We start from the raw sequence: 14,795 nt of genomic DNA on the forward strand, positions 1-14,795 counted from the left end.
GCCCGGTGATCGGGCGGGTCGCGTTGCCGAACAGTGGACAGCCATGTGGAGAAGCTGGGGATCGCTGGGGACAACCGCCCTCAGCCTGTGGGTTGCCGGTGGACAACTTTGTGCACAGCTTGTGGATCACTCCTCTGTCCACAGTCTGTGGAGATCCTTCGTCCACGAATCCACAACCGGCTGACCTGGCGCGACGGTCTTTCGACAGCGTGCCTGTGGACTGCGATCTGGACAACTTCGCAGTCCCCAGGATGTGGACGGAAGAAAGTCACCGAATCTGTGGAGAGAGGCCGTAACCAGGCAGGTAATCGAACAGGCGGATACGACGGCATGAAGAAGGGCGCCCCCGGGATCTCGTCCCCGGGGCGCCCTCGGCGTCGTGAGCCGGCCTGTGTCAGCCGTTCTTGATGCGGTTCGTCAGCTCGGTCACCTGGTTGTAGATCGAGCGGCGCTCGGCCATCAGATTGCGGATCTTGCGGTCCGCGTGCATCACGGTCGTGTGGTCGCGTCCGCCGAACAGCGCGCCGATCTTCGGCAGCGACAGGTCCGTCAGCTCACGGCACAGGTACATGGCGATCTGGCGGGCCGTGACCAGGGCGCGGCCGCGGGAGGTGCCGCACAGGTCCTCCACGGTGAGGCCGAAGTAGTCGGCGGTCGCGCTCATGATCGCCGTCGACGTGATCTCGGGCGCCGAGTCCTCGCCCCCGGGGATCAGGTCCTTCAGGACGATCTCCGTCAGGCCCAGGTCCACCGGCTGCCGGTTGAGGGAGGCGAACGCCGTCACCCGGATCAGCGCGCCCTCCAGCTCACGGATGTTGCGCGAGATCCGCGAGGCGATGAACTCCAGTACCTCCGGCGGGGCGTTGAGCTGCTCCTGCACGGCCTTCTTGCGCAGGATCGCGATCCGCGTCTCCAGCTCGGGCGGCTGGACGTCGGTGATCAGGCCCCACTCGAAACGGTTCCGCAGCCGGTCCTCCAGCGTCACCAGCTGCTTGGGCGGCCGGTCGCTGGAGAGCACGATCTGCTTGTTGGCGTTGTGGAGCGTGTTGAAGGTGTGGAAGAACTCCTCCTGCGTCGACTCCTTGTCCGCGAGGAACTGGATGTCGTCGACGAGCAGGATGTCCATCTCGCGGTAGCGCTTGCGGAAGCTGTCGCCCTTGCCGTCGCGGATGGAGTTGATGAACTCGTTGGTGAACTCCTCAGAGCTCACGTACCGCACGCGCGTGCCCGGGTAGAGGCTGCGCGCGTAGTGCCCGATCGCGTGCAGCAGGTGCGTCTTGCCGAGCCCCGACTCCCCGTAGATGAAAAGGGGGTTGTACGCCTTCGCCGGCGCCTCGGCGACGGCCACCGCGGCCGCGTGCGCGAAGCGGTTGGAGGCGCCGATGACGAACGTGTCGAAGAGGTACTTCGGGTTCAGGCGCGCCGTGGGCTCGCCGGGGCCGGTCGCCGGCGCGGGCTTCGCCGCCAGCGGGCCGGGGGCGCCGCTGGCGGCGGGCAGCTGGGAGCCGACGGGGCCACCGCGGTGCACGTGACCGGAGCCGGCCGGTGGCTCGGGCAGCTCGCGGCGGCCGTCGCGCTGGTCGTAGTCCTGGCGCCCGTGGTCGTACTCGGAGCGCGGCTGGTCGTAGTCGGGGCGGCCCTGGTCGTAGTCCGGGCGCGGGCCGTCGTAGGAGGGGCGCTCCATCGACTGCGGACGGTAGTCCTGGGGGACCCCGGGGTTGTACGAGTCCTGCGGGGAGCCGTAGGACTCCTGGGACGGGGACGCGTACGGGTCCCGCTCCGGGAAGCCGAGGCGCTGCTGCTGCCAGCCGTAGTCGTCCTGCGAGGGGCGCGGCCAGGCGCCGGGCTCCGGGCGCTGGTACTCGCCGGGGTAGGCGGGGCGGGCCGTGGGCAGCTGGTCGCCGGGGGCGCCGGGGAGCTGGTCGGGCCGGCCGGGGCGGTGGTCGTCGGCGCGGTGGCGGCCGTAGCCGTCGTACTGGCCGTTGTCGTAGCCGCCGGAGGGGAGCTCGGGTTCCTCGTAGCGCTGCTGGCTGCGGGCCGGGGGCGCAGGAGGGGCGGGGGGCTCGCCCGCGGAGTCGTCGACGGTGATCGCGATCCGGATCGGACGGCCGCACTCGCGGCTCAGGGTCTCGCTGACGATCGGAGCGAGACGCCCTTCGAGCACACCCTTCGCAAACTCGTTCGGTACGGCGAGCAGTGCGGTGTCGGCGACCAGCGCGAGAGGCTGGCAGCGACGGATCCAGTGCTCGTCCTTCGTCTCCACGCCCTGCCCGCGGCCCTCACCCAGGAGCTGCTCGAGTACTCGTGGCCACACTGCGGCAAGATCGGCAGGTACGTCAGCCACAGGGCACGCTCTCTCACGAGTCCCACGAACGTGTGGTTGTGGGACGGGTCGGGATTCAAATGGGGTGGAGCCATGAACAAGGGTTCAAGGGAACGAATCGGAGTTCAGCCACGGTAGTCAGGGCGACGGGTGCGGTTCAAGTTGTTGTCCCCAGCCTGTGGATAGTGTCTCTCCGTGATCCCTGGTTTGACCGGATGGCGTAGCCCCGCGTACCGTAACCAGGTCGAGTTGTCGATGGCTGCTGCCGCCTGCCTCCGAAGGGCACAGATCGCGTCAGGTGATCGGGAAGCGGTGCACTCGGGCGTAACTGCGAGCTAATCGTGGGCGCACGGTGACAGCCAGGACGGCACCCGCACCCACCGATTTGATTTCTGGAGCCCCCGAGTGAGCAAGCGCACCTTCCAGCCGAACAACCGTCGTCGCGCGAAGACCCACGGCTTCCGCCTGCGGATGCGTACCCGTGCCGGTCGCGCGATTCTCGCGAACCGTCGTGCCAAGGGTCGCGCCAGCCTGTCCGCCTGATCCCGGTCAGGTCATGCCGTCGTGCTGCCCACCGAGAACCGGCTGAGGCGGCGCGAGGACTTCGCGACCGCGGTACGACGAGGGCGCCGGGCCGGGCGCCCGTCCCTCGTCGTCCATCTACGTAGCGGTGCCACGGACCCGCACGCGCCTGGGGAGAGCGCTCCCCCGACGCGTGCGGGTTTCGTCGTGAGCAAGGCCGTGGGCGGTGCGGTCGTACGCAACAAGGTCAAGCGCAGACTGCGTCATCTGATGCGCGAGCGGGTGGCTCTCCTGCCCCCCGGTAGCCTGGTAGTCGTACGAGCGTTGCCCGGCGCGGGCGATGCCGACCATGCACAACTGGCCCGAGACCTGGATGCCGCCATCGAGCGGCTGCTGGGAGGGGGCGCGCGATGAAGTACCCGCTGCTGGCTCTGATCAAGCTGTACCAGTGGACGATCAGTCCGCTGCTCGGACCGGTGTGCAAGTACTACCCGTCGTGTTCCCACTACGGCTACACGGCCATCGACCGGCACGGCGCGATCAAGGGCACGGCGCTCACCGCCTGGCGCATCCTGCGGTGCAATCCGTGGTCGCTGGGCGGTGTGGACCATGTACCGCCCCGCAAGCGTCCGCGATGGCACGAAATGCTGCGTGACGCGTGGCGTGCACGCAGGGGCGGGTCCTCCGCCGCCGCAACGGCCCCCGAAGAGAATCCTGTTTCGAGCACCGAAGAGAATCCTCCTTCGAGCCCGGCCGCAGAGACCTCGTCCCATGCCCAAGGAGCATGATTAGTGGACACGATTGCCAGCCTCTTCAGCTTCATCACGACACCCGTCTCATGGGTCATCGTCCAGTTCCACTCCGTGTACGGGAAGATCTTCGGCCCCGACACGGGCTGGGCCTGGGGCCTGTCCATCGTGTCCCTGGTGATCCTGATCCGGATCTGCCTGATCCCGCTCTTCGTGAAGCAGATCAAGGCCACTCGGGCGATGCAGACGCTCCAGCCCGAGATGAAGAAGATCCAGGAGCGCTACAAGAACGACAAGCAGCGTCAGTCCGAAGAGATGATGAAGCTGTACAAGGAGACGGGCACCAACCCGCTCTCCTCGTGCCTTCCCATCCTGGCGCAGTCGCCGTTCTTCTTCGCCCTGTATCACGTGCTCAACGGCATCGCGACGGGCTCGACGATCGGCGTCATCAACGAGTCGCTGCTCGCCAGCGCCCGTAAGGCGCACATCTTCGGCGCCCCGCTGGCGGCGAAGTTCACCGACAGCTCGGCGAAGGTGGAGTCCCTCGGCGCCTCGCTGACCGACGTCCGGGTCGTCACCGCGATCATGATCGTCATGATGTCGGCGTCGCAGTTCTACACGCAGCGCCAGCTGATGACGAAGAACGTCGACACCACGGTGAAGACGCCGTTCATGCAGCAGCAGAAGATGCTGATGTACGTCTTCCCGGTCATGTTCGCCGTCTTCGGCATCAACTTCCCGGTCGGTGTCCTCGTCTACTGGCTGACCACCAACGTGTGGACCATGGGCCAGCAGATGTACGTCATCCACAACAACCCGACCCCGGGTTCCAAGGCCCAGGCCGCCTACCTGGAGCGTCTGACCAAGCACGTCACGCACCACGGCAAGGTCCGCCGGCGCAGCGAGAAGACCATCGTGAAGGCGATCGTCGCCAAGGGCCGCGACCGCAACGAGTTCGAGCGCAAGTTCATCAACGGTCTCAACAAGGCCGGCCTCGCGGCCCAGACCGACGGCACCGTGGTGAAGAGCGACGCCGCCGTGGCCACGCAGACCGAGGACGGTACGCCGACCACCGGCACCGCCGCCCCCAAGCGCCAGCAGCCCAAGCGTCAGACCAAGGCCCAGCGTCAGTCCGGCACGACCAAGCCGGGCGACTCCGAACCGACCACGTCGCTGAGCAAGTCCGACGAGCCCGAGGACGCCAAGCCCGAGGATGCCAAGCCTGCCGCCGCTGCCAAGAAGGCCGCCTCGCAGCCCGGCACCGGCACCCGCAGCAAGGCCCAGTCCGGGCAGCGCAAGGGCCAGCAGCGCCCCAAGTCCCCGTCCAAGAAGTAAGAAGGAGCCCATCCCGTGACGGAAGGCACCACCTCCGCCGCTGCCGAGGGTGCAGACACCCTGACCCGCCTGGAGCAGGAGGGCGAGATCGCGGCGGACTACCTCGAGGGTCTGCTGGACATCGCCGATCTCGACGGCGACATCGACATGGACGTCGAGGCCGACCGCGCCGCTGTCTCGATCATCAGCGACACGGGGAGCCGAGACCTGCAGAAGCTGGTCGGCCGTGACGGTGAGGTGCTGGAGGCGCTCCAGGAGCTCACGCGCCTGGCGGTGCACCGGGAGACCGGCGACCGCAGCCGTCTGATGCTGGACATCGGCGGCTACCGCGCCAAGAAGCGCGCCGAGCTCTCCGAGCTGGGGGCGAAGGCCGCGGCCGAGGTCAAGAACACCGGTGAGCCGGTGAAGATGAATCCGATGACGCCGTTCGAGCGCAAGGTCGTGCACGACGCGGTCAAGGCCGCGGGCCTGCGCAGCGAGTCCGAGGGCGAAGAGCCGCAGCGCTTCGTCGTCGTGCTTCCCGCCTGATCGGATCCATACGTTTCGTCCGGCCCCGTCTGTAGCGCAGACGGGGCCGGACTTTGTCAGCCTGGTAGTTCTGGTGGCCGGCGCTGTGATGCGCCGATGCGGTACGGAAGGACGGTCCCCGTGACGGAGGCAGCGGAGCTCCCCCCTGCGCCCGAGCAGGCACGTGAGGTGTTCGGTGATCGCTTCGCGGACGCGGTTCGCTACGCGGAGCTGCTCGCCGAGGCGGGTGTGCAGCGCGGTCTCATCGGGCCACGCGAAGTGCCCCGCCTGTGGGAACGGCACCTGCTGAACTGCGCCGTACTCTCGGAGGTCGTGCCCGAGGGCGTGACCGTGTGCGACGTGGGCTCGGGCGCCGGTCTGCCCGGTATCCCGTTGGCTCTCGTCCGCGAGGACCTGAAGATCACGCTGCTGGAACCCCTGCTGCGCCGCACGAACTTCCTCACCGAGGTCGTGGAGCTGCTGGGCCTGGACCATGTGACGGTCATGCGGGGCCGGGCCGAGGAGGTCATGGGCAAGCTGCCGGCGGTGCATGTCGTGACCGCACGGGCCGTGGCGCCGCTGGACCGCCTGGCCGCCTGGGGCATTCCGCTGCTGCGTCCGTACGGGGAGATGCTGGCACTCAAGGGGGACACGGCCGAGGAGGAGCTGAAGGCCGCTGCCACGGCCCTGAGTAAGCTCGGCGCGGTGGAGACGTCGGTCCTGCACGTCGGTGAGGGCGTGGTCGATCCTCTGTCCACTGTGGTGCGGGTGGAGGTCGGCGAGAGCCCTGGCGGCGTGCGCTTTGCGGCCAAGCGAGCCAAGGCGGCCCGAACGGGCAGGGCTCGCCGACGTCGGTGATCCGTCCCGACGACGAGACTTACTCCACACAAGCTGCCCAACCTATGCACGTCGGAGTGTCGCGACCGTTCGATCGCCGCTGCGCTGCATCGTGTTTCACGTGAAACGTCGCTCACTGCTGCACGGCATCATCAGCCGGGGCCGCGCTGCGGCCGAACCCCGCGACCGCAGGCCCCTCGGTTCACTCGATGAGGGAACCGAGTTGTCCACAGAGGTGGATTTCTCCACAGAACCCCAGGCCTCACTGGTTCACGACCCCGAAGGCATGGGAGGCTCTGTTCATTGCGAGCCTGAAGTCGAGGAGAGTGAATCCTTGCGGTCCGACGCCAACATCGCGGGACCGATGACCGATCCGGTCCCCGGTCCCCGTACCGAGTCGATGGGGGAGGATGTTTCACGTGAAACACCGCCCCCGATGGACGACACTCCGATCGGTCGTGCTGCCCAACTCGCCGTGGAGGCACTGAGCCGAGCGGGCGAGGGCCTGCCGCGGCCCGAGCAGACCCGCGTCATCGTGGTCGCCAACCAGAAGGGTGGCGTGGGCAAGACGACGACGACGGTCAACCTCGCCGCTTCGCTGGCCGTCCACGGAGGCCGGGTCCTCGTGGTCGACCTCGACCCGCAGGGCAACGCGTCCACGGCCCTGGGGATCGACCACCACGCCGAAGTGCCGTCCATCTACGACGTACTGATCGACAGCAAGCCGCTGGCCGACGTCGTTCAGCCCGTCCCGGATGTCGAGGGGCTCTTCTGCGCGCCCGCCACGATCGATCTCGCCGGTGCGGAGATCGAGCTGGTGTCCCTGGTGGCACGCGAGAGCAGACTCCAGCGCGCGATCCAGGCCTACGAGCACCCGCTGGACTACATCCTCATCGACTGCCCGCCCTCGCTCGGTCTGCTGACGGTCAACGCGTTGGTCGCCGGTGCGGAGGTCCTCATCCCGATCCAGTGCGAGTACTACGCACTTGAGGGCCTGGGCCAGCTGCTGCGCAACGTGGATCTGGTGCGGGGGCACCTCAACCCCGCCCTGCACGTATCGACGATCCTGCTCACCATGTACGACGGCCGGACGCGGCTCGCGTCACAGGTCGCGGAAGAGGTGCGCACCCACTTCGGTGACGAGGTGCTGCGGACGAGCATTCCCCGCTCGGTCCGTATCTCCGAAGCGCCGAGCTATGGACAGACAGTGCTGACCTACGATCCGGGGTCCAGCGGTGCGTTGTCCTATCTTGAGGCGGCACGAGAAATCGCGTTGAAGGGTGTCGGCGTCAGTTACGACCCGACGCAGGCCCATATCGGCGCCCAGAGTAATCCGAGCATGGTGGAGGGCATTCAGTGAGCGAGCGACGGAGGGGTCTGGGCCGTGGACTCGGCGCACTGATCCCCGCTGCCCCGACGGAGAAGACGCCGGCTTCGGCCGCGGTGGGAGGCGCGAGTGCCGCGTCCCCGTCGTCGGTACCGGTGCTGACGACGGACCGTGGGGTGGCCGCGGCGAAGGTGACAACGCTGCCGCCGGTTTCACATGAAACCGAGGTGCCGTCGCCGAACGGTGTCGAGGAGATTCCCGCGGCCCCCATGGGCGCTCACTTCGCGGAACTCCCCCTCGACTCCATCACTCCGAACCCGCGCCAGCCCCGCGAGGTCTTCGACGAGGACGCACTGCAGGAACTGGTCACCTCCATCCAGGAGGTCGGCCTTCTCCAGCCGGTCGTCGTGCGTCAGGTCGGGCCCTCGCGCTACGAGCTCATCATGGGCGAGCGGCGCTGGCGGGCCAGCCGCGAGGCGGGCCTGGACGCCATCCCGGCGATCGTGCGGGCCACGGACGACGACAAGCTCCTCCTGGACGCCCTCCTGGAGAACCTGCACCGTGCGCAGCTGAACCCGCTGGAAGAGGCCGCCGCCTACGACCAGCTCCTGAAGGACTTCAACTGCACCCACGACCAGCTGGCCGACCGCATCGGCCGGTCTCGCCCGCAGGTGTCCAACACCCTGCGTCTGCTGAAGCTGTCGCCAGCCGTGCAGCGCCGGGTGGCCGCAGGGGTGCTGTCGGCCGGTCATGCCCGGGCCCTGCTCTCCGTGGAGGACTCGGAGGAGCAGGACCGGCTGGCACACCGCATCGTCGCTGAGGGGCTCTCGGTGCGGGCCGTCGAGGAGATCGTGACGCTGATGGGTTCGCGGCCGCAGAGCGCTCAGCGCTCCAAGGGGCCACGAGCCGGTACCCGTGTCTCCCCGGCGCTGACGGACCTCGCCACCCGGCTCTCGGATCGTTTCGAGACGCGCGTGAAGGTCGACCTGGGGCAGAAGAAGGGCAAGATCACCGTCGAGTTCGCGTCGATGGAGGACCTCGAGCGAATCCTCGGCACGCTCGCTCCCGGCGAGGGGCCGGTCCTTCAGCAGGGCATTCACGACGGTGACTCCGAGGAGTCCGAGGCGTAGAGAATGCGGCCACCGGCCCCTCTGTGGGCCGGTGGCGGGCCAGGCGGGCCGTGTCCGGTGTGTACCGGACACGGCCCGCTCTTTGCTTTTAGCCGCTATCGATGGAATCGCATCGTGGATACGATGCGATCGGGTGTGGCGCACCCACCAGGCAACCTCTGAGGGGAGGCAGGGGCCATGGGAACGGTGAGCCGGACCGGACTGATGAGCGCGGCCCTGGGGCTGGGGGCGGTCGGCGGCTTCGTCGGCAGCCTTCTGAGGGAACGGAGCTCTCTGACAGCCGCTCGCGACGCCGCGGGCGAAGGAAGCGAGGAACAGCCTTCATGGGGCGTCGGCTCGTACCGCTCACGCTGGACAACCTTCAGGACCTTCCCAACCGCTGCCGGTCGTGCGTCTTCTGGGAACTCGACCCAGTCAGCGGAGAGGCCGCGGTAAGGGCCGGCACGGCCGCCCTGGAGAAGGAGGCGTGGATCTCCGCCGTTCTGCTGGACTGGGGATCCTGCGGCCGGGTCGTCTACGTCGATGACGCGCCGGTGGGCTTCGTGCTCTACGCTCCGCCCGCTTATGTGCCCCGCTCCACGGCGTTTCCCACCAGCCCGGTGTCACCGGACGCGGTGCAGCTGATCACCGCGTCCATCATGCCGGGTTATCAGGGGCAAGGGCTGGGGCGAGTCATGGTGCAGACCGTCGCCAAGGACCTCCTGCGCCGGGGCTTCAAGGCGATCGAAGCCTTTGGGGACGCGCGGTGGAAGGAACCGGCCTGTGTCCTTCCGGCCGACCATCTCCTGGCTGTGGGCTTCAAGACGGTGCGACCACACCCCGTTCACCCGCGCCTGCGCCTGGAGCTACGGACGACGCTCTCCTGGAAGGAAGACGTCGAGATGGCGCTCGACCGGTTGCTGGGGGCCGTGCAGAAGGAACCGGCTCTTCGCCCCCTCTGACCCGCTCCCCGACCCCTCTGACCGGTTCTCTGCAATTCGGACCGGCTCTCTACCAACATGAAGGGGCCGGCCCGCCCGGGCCGGCCCCTTCATGTTTCACGTGAAACGTCACTCGGCGATGAAGTCCTCGAGGTCGCGGACGATCGCGGCCTTCGGCTTCGCACCGACGATGGTCTTGGCGACCTCGCCACCCTGGTAGACGTTCAGCGTCGGGATGGACATGACGCCGTACTTGGCCGCCGTACCCGGGTTCTCGTCGATGTTGAGCTTGACGACCTCGATCTTGTCGCCGTACTCCTTGGCGATCGCCTCGAGGGAGGGAGCGATCTGGCGGCACGGACCGCACCAGGCGGCCCAGAAGTCCACCAGGACGGGCTTGTCGCTCTTGAGGACGTCCTGCTCGAAGGAGTCGTCGGTCACGTTCTTCAGGTCGGCCACGGCGGGGGCTCCTTTTACTGGTGTGCGGTGGGGCGGGGTGGACGGGGGTCAGACAGAGGTCTTCTCGGGCTCGGCCTGCTCCTCGTCCGCGAGGGCGGCGAGGAAGCGCTCGGCGTCGAGAGCGGACGAGCAGCCGGTACCGGCGGCGGTGATCGCCTGACGGTAGGTGTGGTCGACGACGTCACCGGCGGCGAACACACCGGTCACGTTGGTGCGCGTCGAGGGGGCGGCGACCTTGAGGTAGCCCTCCTCGTCCAGGTCGAGCTGGCCCTTGAAGAGTTCGGTGCGCGGGTCGTGGCCGATCGCGATGAACAGGCCGGTGACCGCCAGGTCACTCAGCTCGCCGGTCTTCAGGTTGCGCAGCTTCAGGCCCGACAGCTTCTGCTCGCCCTGGATCTCGGCGACCTCGCTGTCCCACACGAACTTGATCTTCGGGTCGGCGAACGCACGCTCCTGCATCGCCTTGGAGGCGCGCAGGGTGTCGCGGCGGTGGACGATCGTCACGGACTTGGCGAAGCGGGAGAGGAAGGTGGCCTCCTCCATCGCGGTGTCCCCGCCGCCGATCACGGCGATGTCCTGGTCCTTGAAGAAGAAGCCGTCACAGGTGGCACACCAGGAGACACCGCGGCCGGAGAGCGTGTCCTCGTTCGGCAGACCGAGCTTGCGGTGCTGCGAGCCGGTGGTGACGATGACGGCCTTCGCCTGGTGCACGGTGCCCGCGGTGTCCGTGACGGTCTTGATGTCGCCGGTCAGGTCGACGGAGACGACGTCGTCCGGGATGAGCTCGGCGCCGAAGCGCTCGGCCTGGGCGCGCATGTTGTCCATGAGCTCGGGGCCCATGATGCCGTCCTGGAAGCCGGGGAAGTTCTCCACCTCGGTGGTGTTCATGAGCGCACCGCCGGCGGTGACTGCGCCCTCGAAGACCAGCGGCTTCAGCGACGCGCGCGCGGTGTAGAGCGCCGCCGTGTAGCCGGCGGGCCCGGAGCCGATGATGATCACGTTTCGGACGTCGCTCACGGCTTGTTTCCTCGTCTCTGGACTGCGTCGTCGGACCGGAGGGAGCCCCTCTCGAAGCTCTCACCCCACCCAACGGATCCTAAGGGGCGCGCATTCCCACTGTGTCCGGGCACACGGAGCACGGGGCCGGGGCGTGCTCCGGACATGCCTCCGTACCGGCTACCACGCGGGGCGGAGGCGAAGTGTCGGCCTCTACGGCTTGGTGTAGGAGTGCGTCAACAGGACCTTGGCCTTGGCCGACGAAGGGTGGGTCACGCAGGACGTCTCCACGAGGTACGCGTTCACCCTGTTGCTGTCGGACGGGTCGGAGAGCACCACCAGCAGGACGTCTGCGCCCTTGTAGACGCCTTCCTTGGTGGCGAGCGCGGCGTCGTTGCGTCCGATCCCCTTCAGGACGCAGGAGGGAACCGAGAGCGCCCGGTCCAGCTTCGGTGACACGATGCTGGGACCGCCCCGGACACCGACGCTGTTGTGCGGGGCGACGGACCCTCGTCCGGAGCCCTGCTTCTTGGAGAGAAGGTCCGAGACCTGCTGTCCCAGCTTCTTGTCGGAGAAGGTGTCCGCCGCGGTGGTCTGCCGACCGCTTTCCCCGCTGGGCTTGCCGTCGTCGAAGGTGGCGACCAGGACCGAACCGAGTCCGAGGGCGGCGACGGCGAAAACGCCGCCGAGGAGGGCGATCCTGCGACGCCCGCCTCGTTTGCGGTCCTTGCGGCCCGGCCCGGTCGACGACGAGCGCGCGTGGCCGGACGGGCGGTCGGCCGCCACCGATGTTTCACGTGAAACATGAGTGCGGTCGTCCGCGTCGGCATCCGAGCGGGATGCGGCGACGGGCGACGTGAAGTCCTCCGCGTCGGGCGCCGTGGCATTCAGCAGCGCCTCGGCCGCGAGTGCGGCGTCGATACGGCCGGCGACATCGGCGGGCATCCGGGTCGGACCGGGCAGGGTGCCAAGCAGCCCGCGGATTTCCTCCAACGAGACGTACACGTCGGCACAGAGCTCGCACGAGTCCAGATGACGCCGGATGTCGGTGGTCCGGGACGGCGGGAGCAGCCCCTCGGTGAGGTCGGAGATCTCGGCGACGTCCGGGTGCCCGGCCATGTCCGTCGTGGATGTCACGCTCGCCCACCTCCGCCCTTCACAGCAGCTGGATCGCTCGGCCCGGTATCACGGGGGCCGGCCGTCGGCGGTCCCGCTGCCGGTGGGACGGATGTCCCCTGAGTCCGGTTCCGCTCCTCGCCCGGTTCCTTTTCGCCACCGGCGCTTTCCGGTCGCAGATGGGTGAGGAGCGGCAGGAGTCTGGCTCGGCCGCGAGCACAGCGGCTCTTGACCGTGCCGGTGGGGACGTCGAGTACGCGGGCGGCCTCGGCGACCGGGTAGCCCTGCATGTCCACAAGGACGAGGGCGGCACGCTGGTCGGGCGGCAGCGTGCCGAGGGCCTCCAGCAGCTGACGGTGCAGATCGTTGCGTTCGGCCGGTGCCGAGGCCTCCTCGTGCGGCTCCAGCAGCTGCTCCAGCCGCTCGGTGTCATCCACCGGGGAGGTCTTGCGGGAGGCCACCTTCCGGGCGCGGTCGAGACAGGCGTTCACCGTGATGCGGTGCAGCCAGGTCGTGACGGCCGACTGGCCGCGGAAGGTGTGGGCGGCCCGATAGGCGGAGACGAGAGCGTCCTGGACGGCGTCAGCGGCCTCCTCGCGGTCGCCCAGCGTGCGCAGGGCGACCGCCCAGAGACGGTCACGATGCCGCCGTACGATTTCACCGAAGGCGTCCGGGTCGCCTTTCACATGGCGGGCCAGGAGATCCTGATCGCTCGCGTCGCCGTATGCGGTGTCATCTGCCATCGGACCCCCTCCCCCTGGAACGCTCAGCCGGTGAACTTGAGGTCTGTTATGGCCTGCTTGTAGCCGGCGTTGCTGTAGGTGTCGCCCTGCGCGTACGGCAGCGCGGTGAACCACACCAGCACGTACCGGCTCTTCACCGGCTTGGCGACCGTCACCTTGGCCGTGGTGCCCGCGGTCTTCACCGATCCCAGTTTCGTCATCTGGGTGAGCGGGACCGACGAGCTCATGGAGTCGGTGGCGTACAGCGTGACCGTCGTGTGGTCACCGCCGAACAGAAGCCCTATCGACGCGCCCGAGACCTCCTGCTCCGAGCCGAGGTCGTAGACGATGCCGACGCCCGGCTTGAAGGCCGGGTTCATGTCCGGGCCGTCCTTGTAGCTGGCGGTGCGCCAGTACGTGGAGCTGTCGTTGTCGTACGTCTTCCCGACGTCGCCCGGGTGCTGGGCGTCGCCCTTGGCGACGTACTCCTGAGCGCTCTGGATCTTGAGGGTCTTGACCGGCTTGGTCTTGCCGCTGTTCTTGTCGTTCCCGTCAGTCGTCTGCGTCTTGTTGGTGTCGTCGTTCTTGCTGCCGTTGTCCATGAGGACTTCGGCGAGCTGCCAACTGCCAAGACCCAGCGCGGCGATGAGGAGCGCCGAGACAGCCCACTTCAGTGCCTTGCCGGTGCGGCTCTGTAGGGGCGCCGGGGGAGCCGGGACGGGCTGGGTGGCGCCGGGGTGGGGCGCCGGCCGGCCGTAGGTGCCCTGCTGGTAGGTCGTGCGCTGGTACTCCGGCGGTGCGGTGAACGTCGGCTCCGGCGGGCGGATGCGGGGCATCTCGCCGATCGCCTTCACCAGTTCCTCCGGCGTCGTGCACGCGGCCTCGTGACGGGAGGCGGTCGCCCCGTCGTTGGCGAGGGCCCGCATGGACAGCTCGGACAGGCCGCGGTGGACACCGGCCCGCACCTGGTCGGGCGCGATCAGACCGACGTCCTTGGGCAGCCCCGACAGACCGTAGGCGTCGCTCTCGTAGGGCCAGCGCTGGGTGAGCGCCGCGTACAGCAGAGCGCCGATGGCCTCGGTGTCGGTGCGCTGCGGAGTCTCGGAACTGATGCCACGCAGGGCGGCGTTGACGGCGAGACCGCGGATGCGCCACTGGCCGCTCGAGGTCCGCAGCACGGCGTTGGGGTTCAGACGCAGATGGGCCAGGCCCTCGCGGTGCGCCGCGGCCATGGCGGCGGCGATCTGGCTGACCATCTGGTAGGCGTCGTACGGCTCCAGCGGCCCGGAGGCCAGGAGCGTGGTCATCTCGGTGGCGTCGGGCAGCCACTCGTGGACGACGTAGACGAGGTCGTTCTCCTCGACGGCGTCGAGGACCTGGACGAAGCGCGGGTCGCCGAGCAGTGCCGCGGAACGGGCGGCGGCGAGGACGGAACGAGCCCGCGCGTGGTCCGCGGGCAGGAGGTGAACGCCGACGGCGCGACGCAGTTTCTCGTCGACGGCCCGCCAACTGCTGAATCCGTCCAGACGGGTGACGCACTCCTCGAGCCGGTACCGTCTGGCGAGCTTGTGCCCGCTGTGCAGCTCGGGCGTTGAGGCCTTCCCGGAACCTTCGGTCCCGCCACTCCCCTGTGCCTCGTCGATGTCCGTGTCCCGCTCCCGGTTCTGGGCCACCCCGTCGGCCGTGGACTGGTCCGCCTCCGCGGTCAGCGGCTCGTCGCCGCTGTTGTCTGCCACGTCGACGGCAGCCGTGCTCCGTTCCGCCACCGTCGTCCCTGCCTCCCCATCCATCGCGCGCCGACCGACTTCCGTGCGCGCCGTCCGACGCCGAAACCAATTGTGCCCACAGTCCG

The 14,795-nt window shown here is 68.5% G+C and carries 15 protein-coding genes; 9 read left to right on the plus strand and 6 right to left on the minus strand.

The window, feature by feature from the left end:
- Positions 1-394: 394 nt before the first annotated feature.
- A complete protein-coding gene (gene dnaA, locus ACQF4J_RS23410) occupies positions 395-2,344 on the minus strand; it encodes a chromosomal replication initiator protein DnaA (RefSeq protein WP_427166763.1) in 1,950 nt (649 codons plus the stop codon).
- A gap of 384 nt (positions 2,345-2,728) precedes the next feature.
- Here dnaA and rpmH point away from each other — a divergent pair, with 384 nt between their 5' ends.
- From rpmH to ACQF4J_RS23455, 9 genes are all read left to right on the plus strand, one after another.
- A complete protein-coding gene (rpmH, locus tag ACQF4J_RS23415) occupies positions 2,729-2,866 on the plus strand; it encodes a 50S ribosomal protein L34 (RefSeq protein WP_015659252.1) in 138 nt (45 codons plus the stop codon).
- A 21-nt stretch (positions 2,867-2,887) separates the two neighbouring features.
- A complete protein-coding gene (rnpA, locus tag ACQF4J_RS23420) occupies positions 2,888-3,259 on the plus strand; it encodes a ribonuclease P protein component (RefSeq protein ID WP_142153595.1) in 372 nt (123 codons plus the stop codon).
- The gene (gene yidD / locus ACQF4J_RS23425) at positions 3,256-3,633 is read left to right on the plus strand and encodes a membrane protein insertion efficiency factor YidD (protein ID WP_079078066.1); all 378 of its coding nucleotides are present in this window, start codon (positions 3,256-3,258) and stop codon (positions 3,631-3,633) included. Before rnpA ends, yidD begins: the two co-directional genes overlap by 4 nt.
- A gap of 3 nt (positions 3,634-3,636) precedes the next feature.
- Positions 3,637-4,929, plus strand: a complete 1,293-nt coding sequence (yidC, locus tag ACQF4J_RS23430) for a membrane protein insertase YidC (protein WP_351582630.1) — start codon at positions 3,637-3,639, stop codon at positions 4,927-4,929.
- A gap of 15 nt (positions 4,930-4,944) precedes the next feature.
- Positions 4,945-5,457: a protein jag gene (locus tag ACQF4J_RS23435; protein ID WP_351582632.1), complete on the plus strand. Its 513-nt coding sequence runs from the start codon at positions 4,945-4,947 to the stop codon at positions 5,455-5,457.
- Positions 5,458-5,577: 120 nt separating this feature from the next.
- Entirely contained in the window at positions 5,578-6,294 is a 717-nt protein-coding gene (gene rsmG / locus ACQF4J_RS23440; protein ID WP_351582634.1) for a 16S rRNA (guanine(527)-N(7))-methyltransferase RsmG, read from the plus strand.
- 265 nt (positions 6,295-6,559) lie between these two features.
- A complete protein-coding gene (locus ACQF4J_RS23445) occupies positions 6,560-7,633 on the plus strand; it encodes a ParA family protein (protein WP_351582638.1) in 1,074 nt (357 codons plus the stop codon).
- Positions 7,630-8,730 carry a ParB/RepB/Spo0J family partition protein gene (locus ACQF4J_RS23450; protein ID WP_351802290.1) on the plus strand — a complete coding sequence of 367 codons (1,101 nt, stop codon included), beginning with the start codon at positions 7,630-7,632 and terminating at the stop codon, positions 8,728-8,730. Before ACQF4J_RS23445 ends, ACQF4J_RS23450 begins: the two co-directional genes overlap by 4 nt.
- 323 nt (positions 8,731-9,053) lie before the next feature.
- Positions 9,054-9,671 carry a GNAT family N-acetyltransferase gene (locus tag ACQF4J_RS23455; protein WP_351563288.1) on the plus strand — a complete coding sequence of 206 codons (618 nt, stop codon included), beginning with the start codon at positions 9,054-9,056 and terminating at the stop codon, positions 9,669-9,671.
- A 108-nt stretch (positions 9,672-9,779) separates the two neighbouring features.
- Here the strand turns inward: ACQF4J_RS23455 and trxA are convergent, their stop codons facing one another.
- The 5 genes from trxA to ACQF4J_RS23480 form a co-directional block, all read right to left on the minus strand.
- Positions 9,780-10,109 carry a thioredoxin gene (trxA, locus tag ACQF4J_RS23460; RefSeq protein WP_058924306.1) on the minus strand — a complete coding sequence of 110 codons (330 nt, stop codon included), beginning with the start codon at positions 10,107-10,109 and terminating at the stop codon, positions 9,780-9,782.
- A gap of 48 nt (positions 10,110-10,157) precedes the next feature.
- On the minus strand, positions 10,158-11,126 hold the full coding sequence (trxB, locus tag ACQF4J_RS23465) for a thioredoxin-disulfide reductase (RefSeq protein WP_351563290.1): 969 nt from the start codon (positions 11,124-11,126) through the stop codon (positions 10,158-10,160).
- A gap of 192 nt (positions 11,127-11,318) precedes the next feature.
- Positions 11,319-12,242 carry a hypothetical protein gene (locus ACQF4J_RS23470; RefSeq protein ID WP_351563292.1) on the minus strand — a complete coding sequence of 308 codons (924 nt, stop codon included), beginning with the start codon at positions 12,240-12,242 and terminating at the stop codon, positions 11,319-11,321.
- Positions 12,239-12,964, minus strand: a complete 726-nt coding sequence (gene sigM, locus ACQF4J_RS23475; protein ID WP_427166764.1) for an RNA polymerase sigma factor SigM — start codon at positions 12,962-12,964, stop codon at positions 12,239-12,241. Before sigM ends, ACQF4J_RS23470 begins: the two co-directional genes overlap by 4 nt.
- Positions 12,965-12,987: 23 nt before the next feature.
- Positions 12,988-14,709 (minus strand): serine/threonine protein kinase, encoded by a 1,722-nt coding sequence (locus ACQF4J_RS23480; protein WP_427166765.1) that lies wholly within the window; start codon positions 14,707-14,709, stop codon positions 12,988-12,990.
- Between the last annotated feature and the right edge of the window lie 86 nt (positions 14,710-14,795).

Source organism: Streptomyces sp. C1-1 (assembly GCF_050214755.1).
Taxonomy (GTDB): domain Bacteria; phylum Actinomycetota; class Actinomycetes; order Streptomycetales; family Streptomycetaceae; genus Streptomyces.